The organism is Candidatus Tisiphia endosymbiont of Melanophora roralis (assembly GCF_964026575.1).
Taxonomy (GTDB): Bacteria; Pseudomonadota; Alphaproteobacteria; order Rickettsiales; family Rickettsiaceae; genus Tisiphia.
The window spans coordinates 965008-989082 of sequence record NZ_OZ032161.1 but is presented as its reverse complement, the minus strand read 5'-3'; the positions used below and the strand labels follow the sequence as shown (position 1 = coordinate 989082).

Below are 24075 nucleotides of genomic sequence, written 5' to 3'. Positions count from 1 at the left end.
AGGATGTTCAACAAAATATTACAAAAATAAAAATTTATTTTAAAATAATAGTAATTTAAGATTTTGCACCTAATATCATTCACATAGATATTATCCGTTTGGAACGGATAATATTATAATTATTCAATAATGTTTAGTATTTTTTTATAGATAAATCATAAAAAAATACTAAATCACTTAGTGGAAAGATAATTGCTGTTATAATAGTCTATGTTTAAATATTTAAGTCTAAGTATTAGTTACATGATTAACATATCCAAACTACCCAAACTACAAGTTTTACTAAAAAAACTACATAAATTGGTGGTATATTTTTTATATAAAAGAAATATTATTATTTTAATAGGCGATAAAGGTACATTTCTTTGTGCTTTAATACACGATAAAGTTGTGGATACTTTATTTGTTCCTGCTGAAAACCAAGATAATTTAGACTCCTATAAAGAATTTTTTGGTAAATTCAAAAACTATTACGTTTTCTTCTTATTAAACGGTTCTGCATGTGAAGTACGCCATGATATAGTACCTGTACTACATTCAATAGTAAAAACCAATCCTGTAGAAAAGTTTATAGAGGAGTATTTTTCTATAGATGATATAGTTGCTTACAATGTCTATAACATCAATACCAAATATAGTGAGGTGTGGAATACCTTGCTGGTATCTACTCCTTATACCCCACCTTTAAGTAAGTTACTTGAGAATCTTTTGGCAAGTAAGAGACAAAAGTTTGGTGGGATTTATTTTTTAGCTTTGGAATGGAAAACAATTATAGATAAAATTGTAAAAAATGTTGAAAATAATAAGTATAGTGAATATTTACAAATTTTTGTATGTATTTTAAGTACAAACGGTATTAAACTTGTTGTTAAACATCAAGGTAATATAATCTCAATTCAAACATTTGATTATCCAGCTGATAAGTCAGACTTATATATTCAAGGTATAATTGAACAAGAAGTGGAAGATTGTTTGATATCTTGTAAAAGCTATATTGATAGTTTAACCCTTAAAGTTTGTATAATTTTTATAGTAGACCAAAGTCTAAAGTTGTTATTAGAACAATCCAGTTTTGGTGAACATCCAGTAATATGTAAGTCTAGCAGTGTATTAGGTGATAATAGCAAATTTTCAGATGCAATGGTTGTCGAGTTATTTAATGAACAAAAAAGCTTTCTAGCCTCTAACAAATATTTAGAATCCATAGCTAAACTCAATATTATCAGTGCTTTAATTTTCAAACCATTTATCACTATAATAATAGTATTGATATTTGCTGCATGTGCTATCAAAATTAAAACCGTAGCAAATTACAGAAAATTAGATCTTTTAAATTCACACTATTTTAGTGCTGAACAAGATTATTATAATGTTAAGCAAACCTATCCATATATTCAAAATACCACTAATTTAGCTGATTTATACGTATTTGAAGCATTATTGCAAATCCCCGTACCAACGCCATTTGACTCGTTAGAAAAGTTTTTAACAAATTTACCACCTAATCTGCACCTAGAGGAGATTAAATGGCAAAGGTCGGATATAGATAATACGTTATTATCATCTAATCAGTATATAAAAATCGAGATATTATTAAAATTTATCGTTAGTGATATGCTAGTTGAAGATGCTACTCATCTCTTAAAACAAAAAATTGCAAATTTTAGTAAAATATTTAGCAATATGGATATTAATTTTACAATATTTACTGATCAAATATTAGAGTTACCTAATAGAGTAGTAATACCTACTGAGGTCATTATTACTAAGAAAAAAGGATAAGAGATGCTTAAAAATTTTATTGTTCATCTAAAAAATGTTATATTCTTTAAGTTTATTATGTGTTGTTTGTGTATTTCTACTATTTTATGGTTGCTGCAAAGTATTAATAAAGATTATATGGAATCAATTGCCAAGAATCAAAATATAGAAGAATCTCTAGCTCAAGAAACGTTAAAGTTGTATTCTATAATAAATTCCAAATATAAAATACTAGAAACTTATGCAAGATATTCGAAATTATTATCTATTTCTGCTAGACAAAGTTGTTTAGAACGAGCAAGGTTAATAACAACAATTGATAGTTTTTCAAAAAAATACAACTTAAATGAGCCTATTACTATATCAATTAAACAAGAATTCTTAAGTGGAATTAACCCAATGGTGGGAACAAAGCAGGATACTATAAGGATAAAGAATTATGATGTTTACATAAGATTTGCCACTAAAGATTTTGCAACTTTCTTGACAATTATAAAAGAAATCTACTCTTGTATGCCGGAGAATACTATTGTACTATCTATAGACGTAAAGAAAGAAGATGTATTAGAACCTAAGGTTGTTTATAAACTATCAACAGAAAGAATACCTGATATGATATTTACAAAACTTAACATGCGTATAAGAGAAATAACGGCAAATAAGTAATTGTAATCTTAAGTAGTTAGTATATTTTTATAACAAAATTATTAATAAGTCTTAGAGGAATATATGAATATTGTTGTAAAAAAGTTAGTAAGAGTTATCATTATTTTAAATATTATTTTTATTGCAGAAGTGACGATGGCTAGTAACTCCTCATCAAAAGAAACAAAAGATTATATCGCTACCAGTAAATATTACCATAATTTAATATCCAGTAACGATATGGCAGAGCTTAATATGTTTTTAAGTTTGTTACCCAAAGGAGGGGAGCTTCATCATCATTTTAGTGGAGCTATATATGCTGAAAATTATTTAGATCTTATTAATAAGGCTGGTTTTTGTATAGATAAAAATAGCTATCACGCGCAAAAAAATAAACCAAATAAACTAAATAAAACATGCCTTAGTGTTACTGCTCTCCAAGATAATTATGATCTATATACCACTCTTTTAAGTCGCTGGTCATATGGTAAATTCTTTTACGATCATAACTGTGTTCAAGAAGATGGGTTAAAACATTTTTTTAATGTTTTTGGATATGTAGGTCCAATAGAAGCAGTTGATGTCAAAAGTAGTTTGACCTTATTAAAGGTAAGAGCTAAATCAGAAAATATCCAATATATTGAAACTATATTGTTCCTAGCCCCAATTAGTGACAATCCTGCACTGGATAAGGTTAATCAACTAACAAGTAATACAGATGATGCCACTATCAATAGTGTTTTAAGTCAGGCTGTTGATGTTTTAGATAAAGATAGCATTATACAAAATGAAATCGCTCAAAATTTACGTGAAATCGTATCTAACTCCAAAGATATTGATGATGATGATTTTAGTATGAGATTTCAACCATATGTAGTACGTTTTAACAAACCATCGCTGATATTTTCTGGATTATATTCAGCGTTTTTAATGGTAAAAAATAATACCAAATTTGTTGGAGTTAACATTGTTGGTAATGAGGCTCATCCTATTGCTTTACGTGATTATAAGTTGCATATGAAAATGTTTCGTTTCTTAAAACAAAGATTTCCTAATGTAAAATTGTCGCTGCACGCGGGAGAGCTTACTTTAGGTCAAGTTACTCCTGAAGAATTGAGTTATCATATTAATGATGCGGTTAATGTGGCAGAGGCAAACCGTATAGGACATGGTGTTGATATTATGCACGAATCTAACCCCTACCAATTAATAAATACATTATTAAACAAAAATATACTTGTAGAAATTAATTTGACTAGTAATGAAGCGTTACTAGGAGTACAAGGTAACGATCATCCAGTGAGACTTTATATGCAGTATGGAGTACCAATTGCAATTTCTACTGATGATCCAGGGGTGTCACGTAATAATTTAACTGATGAATATTTAAAATTTGTCACTCGCTATAAACCATCTTATGATAAGCTAAAAGAAATAGTGTCTAATAGTATTAAATATTCTTTCTTAACAGAAGATGAAAAAACTAAGCAAATTGACTTACTAAATAAAAAATTTATTTCTTTTGAGGATACGATAGCTTCATTTGTAAAAAAACACTCTCATGTTAAAAAATAAAGAGCCAAAGACTAATGAACATCTTTAGCAGTATAAACATTTCTATATGTAAAAAAAGAATAAGTGAAGAGTTATTTAATAATATAACAAAACATGCGTGTTTAACACTTGCTAATATAATAGCTATTGATTACGAAATTAGACTTAAATCAACACCTGAGATTGATGTCCATATAAGTAATTGTATTGGTAAATTAAGAGTTTTTCTCGGTCAGAAAGTTATTACGGATGATAGTTTTTCAACAGTTTTAATGTTATTTTCGGTAGCAATCTCTCCTGATGCAGTAGAATATCAAGATAGAGATAATATTCTAAACAAATCAGAAGATATAATAATTGATACACTAATAAGTACAAATTTTGGTAAGGCAAATTCTGAAGAGAGAAAAGTAATAAAACAAGTGTTAAAAGATTTATTGGCAGCAAGGAATAGTTATGAATTAACAAATTTTATACAGCTTGAACCAGAAGTATTTTGTACAACGGTAATGCATGCGGTAAAAAAATATCAAAACCCAAAGGAAGTCAGCACTAATGCTAGATTAGAAATTAATAGAATAGTAAATGTTGCAGTAAAACATAATAAGAAAATTGAAATATTTAAACAAGCAACTAGTAAAATTATAACTGCTATTTCTGTTCTAGCAGTTGGGGCTATCAGTGTTGCAACAGCTGGTGCTACATTTGCTTTTATGGTAGTACCAGCTTCTATTCTAGCAATAGAATATGCTCCCAAAATCGGCGAGAAAATTGGCGGGGTAATTCTGAGTCAGGATAAATCCATGAGTATGCAAGAAGAAAAAATTACCGCTCTAAAAAGTAATTTATGGAAAAATAATAAGGAATTCTTGTCTCAACAGCGAGCAGTAGAGCATAATGTATCCATGCAAAAATTAGATAGTCAAATAAAGTCGGTAGTCAATCTAAAATCTAACAAATTAGATATAATAAAAGATCAGCTATCGGTTAACTTACCTAGTAAAAAGTCTTTACAAAATAATAAAAATAGCAAATCTTCGGGACAAATTAAACAAAGGTAACAATATGCTAGTAACTTGGGTTCTCCTTATATTTGCAGGATTATTTGAGGTAGGTTTCTCTATATCGCTGAAATTGTCAGAGGGTTTTACCAAAGTAAAACCCATTATAGCTTTTATTATTTTTTCTATATTGAGTTTTGTTTGTCTAAGTAAAACTCTAGATAAACTTCCTCTTGGTACTGCTTATCTTATATGGACTGGTATCGGAGCTGTAGGAACAGTAATAGTAGGGATGGTGTGTTTTAACGAGCCATACTCTGCCATGCGAGTTTTCTTTATTACGACTATGATAATTTCTATGATAGGGCTTAAGTTGTCTTAAATTTATGATCAGGCTTATTTATCCTAAATTTTGGCACACCAAAACTATTATATCATATTTATTGTTACCACTAAGTTGGTTATATCTTTTTTTTAGTTATTTAAGAAAAATAATTGCACGCCCTATAATATTTCCTTGTAAAGTAATTTGTGTTGGTAATATAAGCATTGGAGGTACTGGTAAAACTCAAATAGTGATCTTCCTTGCGAAAGTGTTGAAGGCTATTAATATTGATTTTATAATTATTACTAAAGGTTATGGCAGTAAACTGCAAACGGCGTTGTTAGTTGAACCACATCATACAGTACTAGATGTCGGGGATGAAGCAGTAATGCTATTAAAATATGGTAAAGTCATAGCTAGCAAGAAAATTCAATATATACTACCTTTTATAAAAAGGATTAAACCAAAGGTGATTATAGTAGATGATGCAATGCAGAATCCTAATTTTTATAAGGATATTGTTATTTTGTCAGTTGATGCTGACAGGTTATTTGGCAACGAATTGTTAATTCCAGCCGGTCCTTTGCGTGAGTATCCTAAACAAGCTATTGAAAAAGCTGATATAGTTATTCTCGTTGGTTCGAGTAATGTTGCTCCTTTTTTCTTACATAAGGAGCTTCCCTTTTTTCAAGCCCAAATAGTTCCAACTATAGACATAGATAAAACAAAGAGCTATTTTGCCTTTAGTGGTATAGGTAATCCTGAACGGTTTTTTTCTACATTAGAAAATTATGGATTGCAGTTAGTAGGTAATAAAATTTTTCCGGACCATCATCAATATCGTAAAGAAGATTTAGACTATTTAAAAGAACAATCAGAAAAATCTAATTCTCTTCTAATAACAACTAGAAAAGATTACGTAAAAATATGTGATACCGACTTGTCAGTAATATGTTGTGATGTACATTTATTACTAAATAATCAAAAATTATTAGCAGATTTAATATATGAAAAAATTCTTTAAAAATATTAAGTATTTGCTTGAGTATTTTTTCGTTTTAATAGTACTAAAGATATTAGGAACATTTGGTATCGACAAATCTGTACAAATTTGTCGGTATATAGCAAGGAAAATAGGTCATCTATTGCCAGTCAATAAAATTGCAAAAGAAAATATTCAAAATATTTTTGGCAAGAATCAGACAAATGGTCTAAGCATGGAGACTCAAGCAACCATTAATCAAGTATGGGATAATTTTGGTAGTTTTATAGGAGAATTTCCATATGTTAATAATATGTCAGAGGAAGAATTATCTAGAAGGGTAGAAATAATCGGACTTGATAATATAATAGAATTTCAGAAATCACACCAACCTTTCTTATTATTTACGGGGCATTTTGCTAATTGGGATTTTGCACTTAAAATTATAAATAAATTTTATCCTAAATTTGCTATTATCTATCGTAAATTAAATAATCCTTATATTGATAAGCTAATTAATGATACGCGTAAAACTAGTGATATAAAGCTAATTCCAAAAGGAGAAAAGGGTGCAAGAGATCTCATATCTGCAATCAAATCAGGATATGCAATTGGCATGCTTGTAGATCAAAAAATGAATAATGGCATTGAAGTACCATTTTTAGACCAACCGGCCATGACTGCTCATGCAATTGCTAAAATTGCCTTACAATTCGGCTACCCGATTATACCATTACAAGTGGTTCGCACTAGTAATAATAGTTATTTTAAAGCTATTATCCATCCACCAATACAATTACAAAAAACTAATAATAGTAAAACAGATTGTTATAATATAATGTTTACCATTAATCAAATTTTAGGTAATTGGGTTAAAGAAAATCCAGGTCAATGGTTTTGGTTTCATAATAGATGGAAGAAGAATAACTATGCCCCAAATGACAAAATCTGCAAATAATAACATGTAGCCAGTAACGAAAATGTAAATTTTCATCCAACACGCCGTATGATAATCCAGTTCTATAGCATAATTTTTTCTCATATTTATCTCGAAGATAAGACGTGTCAAACGGTGAATGTAACATAAAGTCTAGCTTTCCTTCTTCCAATTTTAAGTTTATAAATTTAATAAGTACTGGCTAAAAGTTTTTTTGCAAAAAAAGTATGGCTAAAAACCATATAGTAATCAAACATATCCAAAGCCCACCTCTAATGTCATATGTACGCTTGATTAGGATTTTTAGAGCATCTTCAGTTTTTTTAGCTTCTCTTATACACTCTGATCTCATGGCAACTATGTAACCTGATATAGTCATAATCTTGCTATATAGTTGTTTTATATCTTTATCATTAAAATCATTTTGCATAAAACCCTCTTACTATGATTGTAGGTAAAATATTCCTATTCATTATTAGATAGGGTAGTTGAGGTTGCATTTTTAAAAAGAAAGTTGCTAAATAAGCAAGAATAAATTTGATTACTGAGCAAATATTGTATATATTCATAAGGCATTTCCTTTTATGATTGAGGTTTTGTGCTTAACTAACTATTTAGTATTATTTCGTTTTTGTTCAACTTACCTATATTTGTAGTAGTTGAATTTATGTACTGAATAGTTTTAGTTTTTAAAGTTTATCTTACTAAATAATTCCTTGGTTCATTTAGTAAGATAAACAACTTTACTGTGACAATTTTTTGTTGTCAAGAAAAAACCGTTTTTCACGGATCAATTTTATAAAAAAATATTTACAATGGGCTGGATTGAAAATATACAAGAATTCCTTGGGAATAAAATGGAAGAAAAACAACTAAAGGCAAGTGATCTTGCTGAACTTGCAGGCATTCCTACGACTACTATGAGGGGGATGTTGGGTAATCGACGTCCTGAAATAAAAAACATAATCAAACTTGCAAATTATTTTGACTGCTCTATTGATGAAGTGCTAGGTAGAAAGGAGTTTGAGCCTCAAGAAAAACAAGAATATATGCAACTATCTCCAGAAGCATTAAGTGCTAATTTGAAGAGCTTTATCACCGAGAAGATGAACAAAAACCAAATGACGCAATACGAATTAGGATCAAAAATTGGTCGTAGTGAAGACAGCGTTCGTCCTTTTTTAAGAGAAGATGATAATAACCAAAAAATGCTAAGTACCGAAGCGGTTATAGCTATTGCTGATTATTTTAAAGCTCCTATTGATGGAATGTTAGGTAGAACTTCGCAGCTTGGAAGAGAGAAGCAGGTAGACAGATCTTTAGGTAACTTAAAAACATTGAATCCTGAAGTTCTAAAAGCCGCTCAACTGATTGGGAAATCCATTGCAGGTGATATATCACCTAAGGCCCTGACTACAGATAATGTTACTCCCAGCCATGTGGGTTCTTTAATTAAGAAATCGCCTAATAGCAGCAGAGGAAGATAAATCTTTTCTATCGATGATAATTTAATGCAAGAACGTATTAGCAATATTAGGGGTCTTTTCGCTAAGTATAAAATAGATGCCTATATAGTACCGTCTAATGATCAATATTTTAGCGAGTATGTTCATGAAAGTGCTAAACGACTGCAATATATGACTAACTTTAGTGGGTCAAATGGTATTGTGGTGATCTGTAAAAATAATGTTATATTTTTTACAGATGGTCGTTATCTAGAACAAAGTAAGCGTGAACTAGATCCAAAAATTTTTGAGATTTTCGATATTAAAGATTTACCCTATTTTCCTTGGGATGATTATTTAGGTAATGATGGTATATTAGGATATGATGCGAAACTCTTCACTAATGTTAAGTTAAAAATATTTGCTAAAATAAAGACTCGTTTACATAAAGTATCTAATAATTTAGTAGATCAAATTTGGCGTAATAGGCCAGTTGAACCATCATCAAAAATATATATTTATGATGATAAGTTTGCTGGTCAATCGTATAGTGATAAAATTACCATGTGCCGTAATCTACTCACTAAATATTCTGCAGATACCATGATTGTTACTGCAGCAGATTCAATATGCTGGTTATTAAATCTCAGAGCAAGTGACATTCTATATTCACCATTGATGCTTGGTATAGTCCTAATCACTAAGAACCAACTATATTTATTTATTAATCCAAATAGGGTAGACCAAGATATTATACTTGCTCGTCCTCATATAACTATCTTACCTTCAGCACAATTTGCTGATATATTGAGTCAAGCTAATAAAGTCCTAATTGACGAAAACTTCACTTCCAATTATATCATAGATTTGCTAAGCACTAAGATAATAGAAAAAATTAATGATCCTTGTCAATTAGCTAAAGCCCGTAAAAACGATATTGAAATTAACCATGCAATTAATTCCCATATTAAGGATGCGGTGGCACTATGCGAATTCTTTGCATATTTATTCGAACTACCAAATTTACAAGATCAAACTGAATATGATTTAGGAACAATATTAACAGGGTTTAGATTTAAGCAAGATCAATATGTTATGGATAGCTTCCCGACTATATGTGGCTTTAAGGAAAATAGTGCTATAATTCATTACCGAGCAACAAGCACGGGGGCAAAGAAAATCTTAGGTAAAGGCATATTATTAATTGATTCTGGTGGTCAATATAACGGTTGTACTACTGATGTAACTAGGACTCTTGCTATAGGTGGGTATCCTACCAAAGAACAAAAATTACGTTACACTCAAGTTCTTAAGGGGCATATTGCTTTGTCGATGATTAAGTTTCCAGTTAATCTTATTACTGGAGCTAATTTAGATGTTCTAGCTCGGCAGTTTTTATGGAGAGATGGACAAGATTATCCACATAGTACAGGTCATGGTGTTGGTAGCTTCTTAAGTGTTCATGAAGGACCACAAAATATTAGTTTACGCAGTAATGTTATTCTAGAACCTAGTATGATTGTATCCAATGAGCCAGGTTATTATAAAACGAATGAATTTGGCATTAGAATAGAAAATCTGATGTATGTCAAAAATACTTTACAGGATAAAAATTTTCTAGAGTTTGACACTCTCACCCTTGTTCCTTATGCAAAAGATTTAATAGATCGTAGAATGCTAAACGCAGATGAGATAAATTATATAGAACAATACTATCAAAAAATTAAACAACAAGTTTATCCCCTGCTTTCAATTAGAGGACAGAAATGGTTGAGTGGAGTAGTTGAGATTTAATCTTATGTCAGAACTAATGGTGGTTTTATGTATTTAGCTGCTATTATAGATTGGCATAGTAAAGCCATATTGAGTTATAAATTATCAAATTCAATGGATGTGACTTTGGTAACTGATGTATTAGACTTCTTTCAAAACTCGCTTATGCGCAAGGGTGTGAAGGAGACGCTTCACCTCGACCCGCAGCGTACTCTAATTCCGTTACGGATTCGAGTACCGCATCATTGTCCAAATCACCAGCAGAAGTAGAGTTTCGAAAGAAGTCTATTAAAAGATGCCCTTAATAAATACAAAGCTCCAAAAATATTTAATAGTGACCAAGGCACTTATCATTACTAACTATGAATAAGCTGATTTGTGGGATTCACAGACATCGTTTCAACATTTTTGTTGCTAAATTCTTATTGTACCCATGGATTAAAATCTCCTCTTTAGAATGATCATATTTTTCACTAACTTCTTCATAGAGTGGAGTTTGATAAATCAATTCTATATATTTTTCATTTGGAGTTTTACCGCCTAAAGAGCTATGTGGTCTGTTCCAATTGTAATAATGTTCCCAATATCCTAATTCCTCAATAAGATCAGGGCTTTTAAGATCAATACTCGAATAGAACTCATCTAAGTCTGTTCGTTGAGTGCGTTCTACTTTGCCGTTTAAATGAGGAAAAGTTGGTTTAATAGGACGAAATTTAATAGCATATTCTTTTAAACGTTCCTAAACTTTATAAGCAAAAAATTCTTGTCCTCTATCAGTTTGAATACGTTGTATAGGAAATGGCATACGCTCCATAACTTGTTCTAAAAAATCTAAAGTATTTGTTGCAGTACGTCTTTTATATAAAGCCAAAACCTTATATCTAGTACAATCAATCTATAGCGGTATATTGGTATAAATGGTTAGCGATTTTGCACACGTCCATCTGTACCCTTTTTCCAGGAAGATTACAATTGTATCTTTTAGCTTGTTTACGTGCTTCTCATTCTGTATATAGGGTAGGTTCATACCATTATTTTAGCACATCCTAAAATTGAAACAATCTCTATGAATCATACATATTAATGGAGAGGATTATCTATAACTAACCCTTGCAAAGTCACTAGTGTTGCGTCTTCTTGGTGATATTCTATATCTTGTACTTGTTCTAGATATGTCTCTTCAGCTAAACGATCCTCCTCCGCTTTTCTAGCTTGTTCAGCAACAATCTTCTCTTCATCCTTACTACGATGAACAATCAGATATTGCTGCAATGATATTTCCTCACCTTTCAGTAGTTTAATTACTGTTGCAATATCCTGATGTTCTAATATCATTGCTTTAAAGACTTGATCAACTTTTAATCCAAGCTGTGCTATTTCTATTTGCAGATTGGCATGATGGGCTACCATTTTAATAATCTCATCATTACCACTTCTTACAGCAATTTTTAGAGCAGATTCACCGTTATTAGTTAAAACTTCTGCACTGCTACTACCTAGTTGTAATATCTTCTGCACTATTTCTGTTTTTTGAGCAGATATGGCAATTTGTAGCAATGTGTACCCAACAAATTTTTGTGATAAGAGACTGTTATTATTAGATAATAATTTGTTGAGGGTAACAATATCATTTTGGTCTATTGCCTCCACTAATGTACAACTTAAATCCTGACCTTTTGCTAACACCTTTTGAATAAAGATGTCTTTGCCACTATGTATCAATTGTTGTAATAAGGTTTTGCCTTCAACCGAGTAATTACAACAATTAGCCCCATAATGTAGAGCTAATTCAAATAACTCATTATGTGTTTTCTTGATGGCGTAATATGCTAATGCATCAGCATCAACTCCTAGAGATTTTATTATACTAATCATCGTCATTGATTCATTATCAGACTTACCAAATAGTTCAGATAAGAAAAATGCTCGCTGTTTGCTATTAAGTGATTGAAACATATCAAAATTAGCTTTTTGCTGCTTGCTAATATTAGCACTTATTACATCATTGCCATGTTTTACTGCATCTAATCTTGCTTGTTCAGCAGCTATTTTTTGCTGTTTCTCCTGCTCAATAGCCTCTAATCTTGCCTTCTCTTCAGCTATTGCTCGTTGTCTTGCCTGTTCCTCAGCAGCTTCCTGTTGTCTTAAACTATTAATTTCTATTTCTAAGTCATTAATTCTAGCATTCGTTGCCGCCATATCTTGATCATATTTTCCTTGGTTAAACCTTGTCACTGTATGATTTGTTGATATTGTTTCAGTATAATAATATGATTCCTTATTAACACTGTGCCGAGCTTCCTCCTGTTGATGTAGAAGCTCTTGTATACGTTGTTTTGTCAAAATAGCCTCATCTTTAAATATAAAATTATTCCCGTACCTTTCCAGCCTAGATTAGAAATTCCTTATATGTACGCCTAGCACGCTCGCTTACCAGTTGCACTTCTAGCCAACTCTTGAAATGCAACTGGTATACACGAAAGTAGCGAACTAATATTATTTTATATAGAATAATATAATTATTTTAATATGTAAAGTATTTTTAATAAAAAATAATGACCTGTTAATTATAATCTTAGATTTTAGACGGGATTAGGCTATCTAACAAAGGAAAATTTTCAAAAATAGAAACATTATTATTAGCATCCTATATATTTTCTATAACTATAGATAGTAACTTTTTGGAAGAAATATGAAACGACCTGTCTATACTTTTTTGTGCTATTATAGCCTATTCTTATGCGATCTACAATAAATGTAACAGAATAGTAAGAGTATTATTAATAACATTTTCTCCTTTTTTTATCAAAAATACTTTACATATAAGATATACTTTGTATTATATAAAGTATATTATCTTAGAGATAGTTATACTGATTATCTTTCAAAATAGAATTAACATGGTATCATGGTATAATTTAGTATTAGGTTTATCATTAGTTGGAATTAAATTATTAATTCTATTTTGAAAGATAATCAGTATAAGAGCTTGTCCGCAAACTAAGTAATAGAAGTAATCCTACGAAGAAGTAATCGACTCATAGCCAAAAAAATTATATTTTCACTAGAATCAGTAAGAAAATCATATTCCTTGGAGAGCCTTCTATTTCTATTTATCCAAGCAAAGCTTCTCTCAACAACCCATCGCCTTGGCTGTACTTTAAACCCAACTTCCCTTGTTGGCAATAGTTCTAGTGGTGTATTTTTTGGTATCCAAAATCTGCACACTGGGCGTTTAACAATTTCTAAATCTATGTTATACTTTTCCTTAATGAGACCCTTTAAATCTTTAGACTGATACCCCATATCAGCCCACATTTGTTTAATAGTAGTGTACTCTTTTTGCATGTTACTGAGTAGCACTGTAGCTCCGTATCGATCATTCTCATTCGCAGAACCGACATAACAACCTAATACAAAGCCTTGTGTATCGGTAATAATATGCCTCTTTCTGCCCTTAATTTTCTTAGCTCCATCATAACCTTTAGCTCCCCTTTTTCTGTTGTCTTGACAGACTGACTATCTATTATGCAAGCACTAGGATACTCATTTCTACCTAATTTTCGTCTAACATCCTTGATAAGTTCATGGTTCATACGTTCAAATACACCTTGCTTCTTCCATCTTCTAAATTGTTCATATACTGTCTTCCAAATTGGAAAGTCATGCGGCATATATCTCCACTGACACCCAGTACGTAATACATAAAAAATTGCATTCAAAATCTCTCTTTTGCTATGTTTTAAAGGTCTACCTCCCTTTACATACGATACTTGAAACAAACCCTCTATCCTTAACCATTCTTCATCTGTTAAATCTGTTGGATAATTTTTTCTGCTCATTCTTTTATACTTCTTACTAATAATACTTTGTTCACTTCATCATACCTTAATTTTAGTTTGCGGACAAGCTCTAACACAACAAGTCAATTTAAATGATCAACTGCAAAAAACAACAAGCAATTTTCAAGCCTTGATGTATCTATTTGATTCATATCGAAAATCAAAGGGCATAACCTTAAACCCCAGTATAGTAATAACTAAACCAATTCCCGCTGAGGAATTAGTTCATACTGACATACTTAAAGAAGCATGTAAATCAAAGTACCAAGAAGGTTTTGATCTAGCCCTTGCCAAGATTACAGATTTAGATTTTCAGGATAGTGATGGCAAAAAAATAGATGACATGCAAACCATTCTAGCCCGCATATTGCATGCAGGGTGTATGAATATGAGTTGAGTTGTAAATTAGTATATAAATCTTACATACTGGTTAATTTTCTTACAAAATATATCTAAAATCATGATTTTTTCTGATTTTAGATAAAATTCCCCCTTACCCCATTTTTTATATGTGCCGGGAACAGCACTATAGTTAGCTCATTCTAGAGCTAACGCCTTCAGGACACTATTCCATATATGCTGATAAGGATATGATGAAGCTAACAAGAATTTGATACTTCTAGTATTACGAATAATTATAGCTCCAATTTTAAATAGTTTTAAACGTATAGTACCAACTTGTGCTTTGGCTAGTTCCGTGCCTTGCAATAGTTTATCACGAATATATTCTATCAAAGTGTATGCTAACCCGGATAAAAGCAATCTCAACTGGTTAGCCCACCATTTATGACAAGAAGTACGATCAGCAAACAACTGTAACTGCTGCTCCTTAATACGATTCTCCATATCGCCACGTGTGCAATAAATTTTGTCGTATAAATCTTCAGGCTTACCTGCTAAATTAGTTACTACATATCTTGGATTCTCACCAAGGCTACCTACTTCAGCTTTACCTATTATCTTGCGTTGACGACTCCAGCTGCCAGCTTGATATTGAAATTCGCTAAAAAGACGTTGCTTTTCTTTTGTTGTAGCAAATTGCTTACTAGCCTGTTGCATAATGGATGCAAGCAGTTTATTAAGATTATTATTTTTTGCCATGCCAACTATATACTTTACATTATTACTATCGCACCAATCTAACATTTTATGACGGCAGAATCCACCGTCACCACGAAAAATAATCTCAACCTCAGACCATGCTTTACGTAGATACTTTACTAATAACGATAATATCACCCATGCATGCTTAGCTTGATCTTGATCTGATTGACGTAAATAGTTAACTAATAACTTTTTCCCACAAAATACGTATAAAGGAAAAAAACAATTATGACGATAATAACCGTGATAAAACTTACCTTCCTGATTACCGTGAATCTCATCATCTGTGGCATCAAAATCAAGTATCAGTGACGAAGGAACAGTTTTATATGATGCAATAAATTTATCCAGCATCAACTTATGTACCTCTATGGCAAACTGACGAACAGCTTTATTCTCAAAACGGTATAAAGTAGGGCTGCTAGCCATATCTTCGAGTGTACCGACAGTTGTTTGTAAAGCTGGACATTTTCTTAAATGATCATGATCATTTAAGTTTTCATAACCGAGAGCAATCGAGTAAATACGCTGCTTGAGTATTGAAACTAAGCTGTGAGTAATTTTACTAGGATTACGTTTATCAGGAAATAATTTTGCCAAATCATTAGTGATATACTGCTCATAAATGAAGAGTTGGTATACTCGGTGAACTTCAAGAAGAGCTAGGAGTGTCAAAGTCGAGCAGCGGAGCGTATATTAGTACGTGAGCAGCTTTGATCTTTAGACACGACGACGCCAATTCTTGAAGTTCACCGAGTATACCAACTCTTCTATCTGCTTCTCCTAGCAACAACGCACCTCCATCGCTACTAATATCACCACCAGTGAAATTTATTGCTAATTGACGATTTTTTACTTTGGTAAATTGGTAATTTGATGCTATACAATTTCATGGCAAAATTCCTTGCTTTAATGCTTTGTAACACTAGTATTATATATCACTACAGGGGGGTTCTCTCCTCCTATCTCATGCAATATCCGGGCTAGGTATAGGTAAACTTACAGCTGTTGCTATATTGGCAGAATCTCCAGATTTAGATTTTTTTAATAGCACTAGGGAGTTTGCTACTTATGCAGGACTTACACCTAAACATAGAGTATTTGGAAAAGTGCTATATCAAAGATTGGTTCAGCTAAACTACGTAAAGCACTATACTTTCCTGCTATAGTAGCTAAAAATCATAACCCTATATTTAAACAATTTACCCAAAAGCTATCTAGTAAGGGTAAACCTACTAAGGTTATTATTGTTGCTATTATGCGTAAATTATTACATATTGTCTTTGGAGTAATTAAAAATAATTCTATCTTTAATCCTATTTTAGTCCTTGGCTCTTAGGACAGTATCAGAACCCTAGTATACACATGTGCATCAACTATTGATTGTGACTTTTAAATTACCCTATTGAACTTATATAAAATAATTATAGAAATATAAACGATTCAATGCTATAAGTGACTCATAATATAATCATGTTATGATTTGGAGAGGTGGCCGAGAGGCTGAAGGCGACGGTTTGCTAAACCGTTATACGGGTTAACCGTATCGAGGGTTCGAATCCCTCTCTCTCCGCCATTCGGTACAAGTCGTCGTTTTTTCAAAAATATCGAACGGGAAACGTAGAGAGGTCTCAAGTTTTTTGCCCCTCAGTTTAAGGTTCTGAAATACGAAATTTATCATTTTGCGTTTTTGAGGCATTTCAGAACCTTTAAAAGTTTCATAGGCCTCAGATGCTAGAGTTATTAGCGTTGTAGCGGTATCAGTAAATTTATCGTCTGCTTCATCATAAGTTTTTAGTAAACGATCAATTTCATATTGACGATCTTTTAATTGTTGTTTTTTTCTTTGAAATTCTTCTGTGCTAAGTTCTCCATTGAGTCGCAAATCTATTAATGAATTTAATCTATTTTCATTTTCGGTATGTTCTTTCTTTAATGAAGCTGTTGCTTGGTCATGTTCAGCTTTTTTTAGCTCATTAGTGTTTCTTAGGTATGCAAGGGGCTCTTTTAGCATTTCCGGGTCTCTTATACCTATTCTTTTAAAAACCTCTTCTATTTGCTTTAAAACCTCATCTTCCCTTATATATATTTTCTTGTCTAGGTTTTGTGGATCCCAAGTAGCTAAATATATCCATTCATCCACTTTACCGTTTGGATATGTTTTACTATGAATTTCAGATGTTACCATTTTGCCAGTTACAGCACAGGTGATTAATCCTCTAAAGAGAAAATCTTTCCCACCATATTTGAATGGCTTCTTCTTCCAGCCTAAACGTACATCTTTACATGCCATAAAAATCTCTCTTGTTATAATAGGTTGATAACCATGTGACCACATCTCTCCTTTTACTCTCATTTCACCGTAATAAAATGGTTGTTGTATTAAACGATGTATAACAGTTTTATTTAGGTGACAATTCTTTTTACTTCTTAAGCCTAATTCTTTAGCCATGTTTACCATAGACCTAAGAGTATAGACCCCGCTCGCATATTCTTCAAATAGTTTTTTGATAATAAAAGCTCTAGACTGATCAAGAATTATTATACTATTGCCACTTGCGTCTCTGCTATTTAGATACCCAAGGGGTGCTGGACCTATCCATTGTCCTTTACGTAATTTATGATCTAGACTCCTTTTAACGTTATCACTTAAACTATCAACGTAAGATTGTGCCATTAATACGTTCATCCCCCACATTAGCCTTGCATGGGATTGAGAATCTTTGTTTATTACATAACCTTCTGTTCTAAAGTGTAATTCTATTTTACCAGCTTTTATTGGTTCTTCCAATAATGAAATTTCTGAGATTCTCCTTTGAACACGATCTACTTTATCAGCAACAATAGCAATAGTATCTCTGTGACTTTTAGCAAATTTGATCATTTCCTTAAATTGTTTACGATCACCTCTGCTGGAAGATTCGATAATTTCAAAGATTTGGATAATTTCTAGGTTTTTACGTTGGCAATATTCCAACAATCTGTGTTTTTGTGCTTCGATAGAGTGTCCTTCTTCTTGTTCTTTTGTTGAAACACGAACTAAAATTATGCCTTTTTGTGCTGAGTCTGTCATATTTTTCCCTTTGATAATAGTAATAATAAATTAGAGTTTAAATTAATAAGTATTATGCATTCAGAGATAGATTAAATACTGGACAAGTCAAGTTGAGTTTGCATTAAATTATCCAAGTAACCCCAGTATTAGAGCCAAGTGTAACATTCTTTTGTCATTGATAATTTTAGGTTATTGTAGAAATAATTGTCTTGTTGACCTTACTTTGCTCAGTCCTTTGCTTTTTCATCTTATAATCGATAATTTCTTGACAGAAGTCAATTAAGTTTCTCGCAGCTTCATGAGCTTCTGAGTCAGTGATTTTGTTATGGTACATTACTTTTATCCTAAAGACTATGCTAGCATAGATTTCTTCCTTGGTACGTTCATTACATTCTTTTATAGGCATAATATTTTCAGCTCTTCTTATTTTTATAATTTTATCTTAAGCATCCAACATAATTTTACATTACACAACTATGAGTTCATGGCATGTAACAGAAAATAATTTGTTTTCTAAAACTAGTTGCCTTTAACTTTAGCTTTATAAGCGATATAGTTTTGTAAAAGATTTAGTAATTAGTTCCTGTAATGAACTAATTACTAAATCTTTTGGAGTATTTAGCAAACGATGATTTTTTAAATGAAGATATATACAATTTACGGGTTAATTATTTTAAGGCTATATGAGATTAGAAAAGTGGTTAGAGCTGCAACAAATGCAAATTCATATATTTGCTAAGAAAATAGGTAAGAATAGAAGTCAAGTACATAAATATATCCATGAAGATGTTATGCCAAAGCATGATGTCATTGTTAAAATTTATATTGCAACTTTGGGGGCAGTTTCAGCTAATGATTTCCATAGGCTTTCTGATAAATTATTTGAGAAAGAAACATTACATGCTAATTCTTTTCGTGATGATTAGTATATCAAGCGTAATTAACATATCAAAATCCAATCAATAACTCTTATGTATCAGATAATAATTTCCATATTTCTGATGTTTTAAGCACATTAAATAACTATGAAGAGCTGGTTATATAAGACAGTAAAATAACTCATATATCTGTTTACAGGATATTTGATTGTCCAATTTCTCATGGTTATTTTAAGTTTTAATCGTTACCTAATATTCTCTTAATAATTTAGCATTATCTTTTTACATAAGTAATTTTTATAAAATTATTAATTACAAAATGCTACTAAACAACTATTAGTAGTATTAAAATTATTCGCAAATATTGTGGATAATTCTGTGGAAAATGCGTGGATAAGTTTTTAAAAACTACAAAAACTGTAAAATCTAGTAGAAAATTTTCAGAAAATCTAAAGAAAATTAGAACTTTTTTCCAATTTTTTAAAGATTTTTTTTGGTTTCATAGAATGAACTGTCTTTTTAGCCTCGATATTTTACTAATTTATATTAATTAACAAGGACATTAATTATGATAGAATTCTACCATAAACTCTTTTACCCATCGGCTATTATTAAGGATGCAGAGTTACTAAAACATGATGAATATGGTGTTTATATTCGTCTATTGGAACATATGTGGATAAGTGGTGGAAAACTACCACATGATGATACAAAAATTGCTCATTATTTACGCATTACACCAAAAAAATGGCAAAATTACAAAAAAATTTTACAAAAATTTTTCATTTTTTCTGACAAAACATTTACTCATACTGAACTCAAAAAAGAATACCAAAAAACTGTTTTAATATCACAAAACAATTCTCTGAAAGCCCGGAAGAGATGGGGTAAACAGAATTGCAATATAGATGATAAAATAATTGAAAATATTGCATCAATAGGAAGCAAAAATTGCAAATTAAATGATGCTACAGCATATGCAACTGCAATGCCACAGCATATGCAATTGCAATGCTACGCACGCACGTCTAAAAAGAAAGATATTGATTTAAGATTAGATGATATAGATAGGCCTGTGGATAACTCAAAACAATTAACCGTTTATCACGAATTATATAATAAACTGCAATTACTCTTTAGTGAGCATAGTATGCTTTTCCCCAAGGATCAATTTTTGCTAGTTGAATGGATAAAAGCTGGTATTAGTATCGATTCTATCTATCAAAAAATTGCCCTAATACTCCAACGTGTTAGCAAGCAAAATCTAGAACGTCCAAAATCTTTTGCTTATTTTACTGCTGAAATACAACGATGTTTTTAAACCTTGTATCATAACATGAACTAATTCCAGCTATTTTTTGCTTTCCCTTTAGCTTTATAAGACAAATTATCGTTTCATGCCATGAACATCCTATTGCACAAGGTAAAAATCTTTCATACTATCGCAATAGTAATTGCTATCGATGGTTTATTAAGGTGAGAAGATAGAGGAAAAGGTGAAGTAAAGAACCAAGATAGCAATTACGCATAGCTATTAAAAAAACTAGAAACTAGGAAAATATGATCTTACCAACTTCAAGTGAAAAATCATCTAACGGTAGTAAAGATGCACAATAATAATCTTAACCAAACGTTATATTGGTCATTATCAAGACCGTTAAAATATAAGAGCCTATTGTTTTATAAAAAAAACCTTGTCATACTGTGATTAATAAAGGCAATTAGAGAAAAAATTATGGACAAAACTACCTTAAAAAAATCTCAAACTCAGCTTACTTCAATGGAGCCAGTTAATAGACTTCTTGCAGAATTCGCTTCTGTGCAAGGATTTGAAGGAGACCTAGAGCCTCAACCCGCAGCACACTCAAACTCTGTTACGGATTTGAGTCTAGACTCATTGTCTAAATCACCAACAGAAGTAGTATTATGCGAGAAGTCTAACGAAATTTACAAAAATAGTGAGAGTAAGCATAAACAAAATGGTAAAAAAATGATTAAATATTCAATGAGTGAGTGGCTAATGCACCAGTGTTTAATCAATGAAGTTGTGTTTACTGGTTTAGTAAAAAATGTATTACAAGCAAAACTGATTGACCAATTAACTGATACGTTTAACTTACAGATTCAAGAATTTGGCTATCGCCAATTTTTAAGCAATGGCACAACTATGGGTTTTTGTACCCGAAATTTTTGCACCAAAAATATTGACAATAGCCACAATATCCAAAATAAAAATCTCAGCTACCAATCTCTAATACAATTCTACAGTCAGCAAGCATGTAACAGTTTTGTCATTTACCAAAGAACAAAAGATAAAATTGAAGGGTTTTATTTTTTGCCATCAACTAATAGTCCAGAAATTATTAGCTATTACCTTAGCCACTTTGAATCTTTTGAACAGTTTATTAGTCTTGTAAGTCTTTATGTTAACCTAGTTCTAGGTAGTATAAGATGCAGTAATTCATACTGCCAAAACTTACACAACAATAACTTATACGTAAAAATTTTTAGCCCCAATAGCTTGGCAGAATTATTTCCTGAAAGGGTTTTAAGCAACTAACTAAAATAACCCTATTATGCAAACAACTAAAATTAGCGTAAAATATTTAGGCAAGTCTTTCATTCTTACTCAAAGAGCTATGGAATGTCTTACACTTGCAGCTCTTGGCTTTCCTAAAAAGCACATAGCAGCTAGACTAGGCATATCGTATAGAACTGCAGAAAAACATATAACAAATGCTAAAAATAAAATTGGCATCTATCACCACCGGCAATTATTAGATTTTTTATTTTCTTACCAACTGTTATAAGTAGCCTACTACCTTTACTAATAATATAAATCAATATAGAAATTCTAAACTAATAAATATTACTTCTATGTCCTATTTTATTTATAATGACCAAACTATTTTCTAAATCAATTTCATAAAGTATTCTGTAGTTACCGTATCTATATCGATAAAGACCTTTGTATTTACCAATTAACGGCTTTCCTAATTTTTGTGGCATCGATGTTTTCCACTTATATTGTATATTTTTAAAGCGATATCAGGAGAAATATTTGATAAATCTGCATCTTCTTTTTCCTCCTATTTAGTTTTATAAAGCATGCTTTGTACGATATCTTTCTTCTAATCTTTGTTTCATTTCTTCAGAAGTATAAAATTTTCTGTTTGGACTTTTCATCCTAGCTAAAGCATCTTCTGCATCCTCTATATCTTCTAGTTGTTCTTTAATGTAGCTTTCAATTGCTTTATGAACAATATAGCTTTTTGATCTTTCCATTGATTTAGCTATCAAAGATAAAGAGTTATTTAAATCATTTGGAATACGTGTAGTAATTGTGGTCATAATAATGTCATGTATTGTGAATACATTGTATTCTAATATATTCATATGTAGTTGTCAAGACTACTAAACAAACGCGAGTTGCCAATTAATTATATAGGTAAACCCTTATTTAAAGCAGCTTACAACTAGAAGTCGTAGTTAAAATGTTCGTTATAATTAGCTATATTTTAAAATATAACTAATTTTGAGCCTTTTAATGCTATAAGTTACCTTCAAAGGCTTGATGAAATTCAGCTTTGTGCTTAACAATTAATTGGCAACTCGCGTTATGTATGGTTGAGAAATAGTTTGACCATATCCTATTTTCAAAGGTTCATCTTCATAGGCGTAATCCTTAAGAGTTTCAGGAACAAAAAAGTGTCTAGGAATAATGTGCATAGCACGCAACACTTGTTCATCTTGAATGCCTCGCCTTTTTATTTGAGTTTCTAGCATTTGTAATCTTTTAAAGTACAATCTATCTTGATTCATTGTGCTAAACCAAATACTTGTTTAAGTCATTATTCTATCATTAATGGCTAAAATTACGCCATTCAATTAGGTAACTTACAGTCAAATAACAAAAATTTATTGATTTAAGGTATTAAAAATTCTAGATTTCAACTATTATTAAGTTTTTAGTGAGAGTAATCACACTAGATTATAATCTCAAGGAGGTTTCCATGCACAAAATAGAACTAATTGAGTATATAGCAAATAGAGAAGGTTGTACTAAAAGTGAAGCTGAAAAGGTTATTAATATCTTTACTAAATCAGTGACTTCTATACTTGCCGAAGGTAAAGAAATAATGCTAGTAGGTTTTGGTAAGTTTTACTCTAGTAAAGTTGCAGCTAGAGCTGGAAAAAACCCAAGAACTGGTGAAACAATTAATATTGCAGCTTATGTGCAACCTAAATTCTCTGCTGGAGAAAAACTAAAATCTGCTTGTAATAGCCATAAAATCTCAAAACCAACAAGCATAAAGAAATAATGAATAATGAAATTGTTTGATTTGCATTATATTGGGATTTAAGATATCATCATCAAGATGCCGATACCAAAAGAAGTAAATTATAATAAAATATACTTCTAATCAATAGATTTGCTTTTTAGAGAATTGCCTGCAAAAGCTAAGTGTATCGGCTTGCAATAATAAACACGAATTCCAGCAATCAAGGACAATTTGTGACTAAGATTAAATGATTCTATAAATCAGCTTGGCTAACTTTATTTGCAACTATTAAAGTTGTTATGTAAATTTATTTCTATTGCCTAAATTGAGCCAAATTATTTTGTCTTATTCTAAGTCCTGTTAATCACTCATCTTCAAATTGTTCTATTTGAAATTTAAAATTTTGGTAGAAATGAATTGCGTTAAATGTAATGTGCTACTTACTTCTATCAATTATTAAATTGTCTTCAATACTTTCAAACGAGAGATT

General features: G+C 31.1%; 27 protein-coding genes, 1 tRNA gene and 1 pseudogene. 19 read left to right on the top strand and 10 right to left on the bottom strand.

The annotated features are described in order from the left end of the window. Window positions 1-210 precede the first annotated feature (210 nt). The 7 genes from AAGD53_RS04785 to AAGD53_RS04755 all read left to right on the top strand — a co-directional run bounded on the left by AAGD53_RS04785 (window position 211) and on the right by AAGD53_RS04755 (window position 7226). The gene (locus AAGD53_RS04785; RefSeq protein WP_341762393.1) at window positions 211-1782 is read left to right on the top strand and encodes a hypothetical protein; all 1572 of its coding nucleotides are present in this window, start codon (window positions 211-213) and stop codon (window positions 1780-1782) included. A gap of 3 nt (window positions 1783-1785) precedes the next feature. Then, window positions 1786-2427, top strand: a complete 642-nt coding sequence (locus AAGD53_RS04780; RefSeq protein ID WP_341762392.1) for a hypothetical protein — start codon at window positions 1786-1788, stop codon at window positions 2425-2427. Between the two features lie 63 nt (window positions 2428-2490). Continuing rightward, complete coding sequence (locus AAGD53_RS04775; RefSeq protein ID WP_341762391.1) at window positions 2491-3981, top strand: hypothetical protein; 1491 nt, start codon at window positions 2491-2493, stop codon at window positions 3979-3981. Window positions 3982-3995: 14 nt separating this feature from the next. Further along, window positions 3996-5021 (top strand): RP853 family protein, encoded by a 1026-nt coding sequence (locus AAGD53_RS04770; RefSeq protein ID WP_341762390.1) that lies wholly within the window; start codon window positions 3996-3998, stop codon window positions 5019-5021. 4 nt (window positions 5022-5025) lie between these two features. After that, window positions 5026-5343 carry a DMT family transporter gene (locus tag AAGD53_RS04765; protein ID WP_341747281.1) on the top strand — a complete coding sequence of 106 codons (318 nt, stop codon included), beginning with the start codon at window positions 5026-5028 and terminating at the stop codon, window positions 5341-5343. A gap of 4 nt (window positions 5344-5347) precedes the next feature. Beyond that, complete coding sequence (gene lpxK / locus AAGD53_RS04760) at window positions 5348-6310, top strand: tetraacyldisaccharide 4'-kinase (RefSeq protein ID WP_341762389.1); 963 nt, start codon at window positions 5348-5350, stop codon at window positions 6308-6310. Further along, complete coding sequence (locus AAGD53_RS04755) at window positions 6294-7226, top strand: lipid A biosynthesis lauroyl acyltransferase (RefSeq protein ID WP_341762388.1); 933 nt, start codon at window positions 6294-6296, stop codon at window positions 7224-7226. The genes lpxK and AAGD53_RS04755 overlap by 17 nt, the downstream gene beginning before the upstream one ends. Window positions 7227-7407: 181 nt before the next feature. On the opposite strand, the gene AAGD53_RS04750 is transcribed toward AAGD53_RS04755, so the two are convergent. After that, entirely contained in the window at window positions 7408-7635 is a 228-nt protein-coding gene (locus AAGD53_RS04750; protein WP_341761095.1) for a hypothetical protein, read from the bottom strand. A 385-nt stretch (window positions 7636-8020) separates the two neighbouring features. Here AAGD53_RS04750 and AAGD53_RS04745 point away from each other — a divergent pair, with 385 nt between their 5' ends. Genes AAGD53_RS04745 through AAGD53_RS07770 form a run of 3 tightly spaced genes read left to right on the top strand, consistent with a single transcriptional unit; the run spans window position 8021 to window position 10693 of the window. Then, window positions 8021-8692 (top strand): helix-turn-helix domain-containing protein, encoded by a 672-nt coding sequence (locus tag AAGD53_RS04745; RefSeq protein ID WP_341762387.1) that lies wholly within the window; start codon window positions 8021-8023, stop codon window positions 8690-8692. Between the two features lie 24 nt (window positions 8693-8716). Then, on the top strand, window positions 8717-10444 hold the full coding sequence (locus AAGD53_RS04740) for an aminopeptidase P family protein (protein WP_341762386.1): 1728 nt from the start codon (window positions 8717-8719) through the stop codon (window positions 10442-10444). Window positions 10445-10471: 27 nt separating this feature from the next. After that, window positions 10472-10693 (top strand): hypothetical protein, encoded by a 222-nt coding sequence (locus tag AAGD53_RS07770; protein ID WP_410521093.1) that lies wholly within the window; start codon window positions 10472-10474, stop codon window positions 10691-10693. 115 nt (window positions 10694-10808) lie between these two features. Here the strand turns inward: AAGD53_RS07770 and AAGD53_RS04725 are convergent. The 3 genes and pseudogenes from AAGD53_RS04725 to AAGD53_RS04715 all read right to left on the bottom strand — a co-directional run. Continuing rightward, a pseudogene (locus AAGD53_RS04725) lies at window positions 10809-11385 on the bottom strand (DDE-type integrase/transposase/recombinase); the annotation flags it as partial. Between the two features lie 118 nt (window positions 11386-11503). Next, window positions 11504-12766, bottom strand: a complete 1263-nt coding sequence (locus tag AAGD53_RS04720; RefSeq protein ID WP_341762385.1) for an ankyrin repeat domain-containing protein — start codon at window positions 12764-12766, stop codon at window positions 11504-11506. A gap of 657 nt (window positions 12767-13423) precedes the next feature. Continuing rightward, window positions 13424-14265, bottom strand: a protein-coding gene (locus AAGD53_RS04715; protein ID WP_341762384.1) for an IS5 family transposase whose coding sequence is annotated in 2 segments (ribosomal slippage) — window positions 13424-13893 and window positions 13893-14265 — 843 coding nt in all. Because the reading frame shifts where the segments join, the coding sequence is not laid out codon by codon here. Window positions 14266-14398: 133 nt separating this feature from the next. Between AAGD53_RS04715 and AAGD53_RS04710 the strand changes: the two genes are divergently transcribed. Continuing rightward, entirely contained in the window at window positions 14399-14662 is a 264-nt protein-coding gene (locus AAGD53_RS04710) for a hypothetical protein (protein ID WP_341762383.1), read from the top strand. Between the two features lie 140 nt (window positions 14663-14802). Here the strand turns inward: AAGD53_RS04710 and AAGD53_RS04705 are convergent, their stop codons facing one another. After that, window positions 14803-15969 carry an IS1380 family transposase gene (locus AAGD53_RS04705; protein WP_341762382.1) on the bottom strand — a complete coding sequence of 389 codons (1167 nt, stop codon included), beginning with the start codon at window positions 15967-15969 and terminating at the stop codon, window positions 14803-14805. 416 nt (window positions 15970-16385) lie between these two features. Here AAGD53_RS04705 and AAGD53_RS07765 point away from each other — a divergent pair, with 416 nt between their 5' ends. The 3 genes from AAGD53_RS07765 to AAGD53_RS04700 all read left to right on the top strand — a co-directional run bounded on the left by AAGD53_RS07765 (window position 16386) and on the right by AAGD53_RS04700 (window position 16945). Further along, on the top strand, window positions 16386-16538 hold the full coding sequence (locus AAGD53_RS07765) for a hypothetical protein (protein ID WP_375333170.1): 153 nt from the start codon (window positions 16386-16388) through the stop codon (window positions 16536-16538). After that, on the top strand, window positions 16469-16708 hold the full coding sequence (locus tag AAGD53_RS07760; RefSeq protein ID WP_375331516.1) for a transposase: 240 nt from the start codon (window positions 16469-16471) through the stop codon (window positions 16706-16708). The genes AAGD53_RS07765 and AAGD53_RS07760 overlap by 70 nt, the downstream gene beginning before the upstream one ends. A gap of 146 nt (window positions 16709-16854) precedes the next feature. Next, window positions 16855-16945: transfer RNA gene (locus AAGD53_RS04700), tRNA-Ser, on the top strand. On the opposite strand, the gene AAGD53_RS04695 is transcribed toward AAGD53_RS04700, so the two are convergent. Next, a complete protein-coding gene (locus AAGD53_RS04695) occupies window positions 16907-18442 on the bottom strand; it encodes a recombinase family protein (RefSeq protein ID WP_341762381.1) in 1536 nt (511 codons plus the stop codon). The genes AAGD53_RS04700 and AAGD53_RS04695 overlap by 39 nt on opposite strands. 166 nt (window positions 18443-18608) lie before the next feature. Then, window positions 18609-18830, bottom strand: coding sequence for a hypothetical protein (locus tag AAGD53_RS04690; protein ID WP_341762380.1), 222 nt, complete (start codon window positions 18828-18830; stop codon window positions 18609-18611). A gap of 277 nt (window positions 18831-19107) precedes the next feature. Here AAGD53_RS04690 and AAGD53_RS04685 point away from each other — a divergent pair, with 277 nt between their 5' ends. The 4 genes from AAGD53_RS04685 (at window position 19108) to AAGD53_RS04670 (ending at window position 22112) form a co-directional block, all read left to right on the top strand. Beyond that, window positions 19108-19350, top strand: coding sequence for a hypothetical protein (locus tag AAGD53_RS04685; protein ID WP_341762379.1), 243 nt, complete (start codon window positions 19108-19110; stop codon window positions 19348-19350). A gap of 520 nt (window positions 19351-19870) precedes the next feature. Continuing rightward, window positions 19871-20623 carry a DUF1376 domain-containing protein gene (locus AAGD53_RS04680; protein ID WP_341762378.1) on the top strand — a complete coding sequence of 251 codons (753 nt, stop codon included), beginning with the start codon at window positions 19871-19873 and terminating at the stop codon, window positions 20621-20623. Window positions 20624-21037: 414 nt separating this feature from the next. Continuing rightward, entirely contained in the window at window positions 21038-21862 is an 825-nt protein-coding gene (locus AAGD53_RS04675) for a hypothetical protein (protein ID WP_341762377.1), read from the top strand. 16 nt (window positions 21863-21878) lie between these two features. Then, a complete protein-coding gene (locus AAGD53_RS04670; RefSeq protein WP_341762376.1) occupies window positions 21879-22112 on the top strand; it encodes a helix-turn-helix transcriptional regulator in 234 nt (77 codons plus the stop codon). A gap of 49 nt (window positions 22113-22161) precedes the next feature. On the opposite strand, the gene AAGD53_RS07755 is transcribed toward AAGD53_RS04670, so the two are convergent. The 3 genes from AAGD53_RS07755 to AAGD53_RS04660 all read right to left on the bottom strand — a co-directional run bounded on the left by AAGD53_RS07755 (window position 22162) and on the right by AAGD53_RS04660 (window position 23124). Then, complete coding sequence (locus AAGD53_RS07755) at window positions 22162-22311, bottom strand: type II toxin-antitoxin system RelE family toxin (protein WP_375331227.1); 150 nt, start codon at window positions 22309-22311, stop codon at window positions 22162-22164. A gap of 90 nt (window positions 22312-22401) precedes the next feature. Beyond that, window positions 22402-22653, bottom strand: a complete 252-nt coding sequence (locus AAGD53_RS04665) for a ribbon-helix-helix domain-containing protein (protein ID WP_341762375.1) — start codon at window positions 22651-22653, stop codon at window positions 22402-22404. Window positions 22654-22902: 249 nt separating this feature from the next. After that, the gene (locus AAGD53_RS04660; protein WP_341762374.1) at window positions 22903-23124 is read right to left on the bottom strand and encodes a protein-L-isoaspartate O-methyltransferase family protein; all 222 of its coding nucleotides are present in this window, start codon (window positions 23122-23124) and stop codon (window positions 22903-22905) included. Window positions 23125-23315: 191 nt separating this feature from the next. On the opposite strand from AAGD53_RS04660, the gene AAGD53_RS04655 reads away from it, so the two are divergent. Continuing rightward, entirely contained in the window at window positions 23316-23624 is a 309-nt protein-coding gene (locus AAGD53_RS04655) for an HU family DNA-binding protein (RefSeq protein WP_341751282.1), read from the top strand. Window positions 23625-24075: the final 451 nt, after the last annotated feature.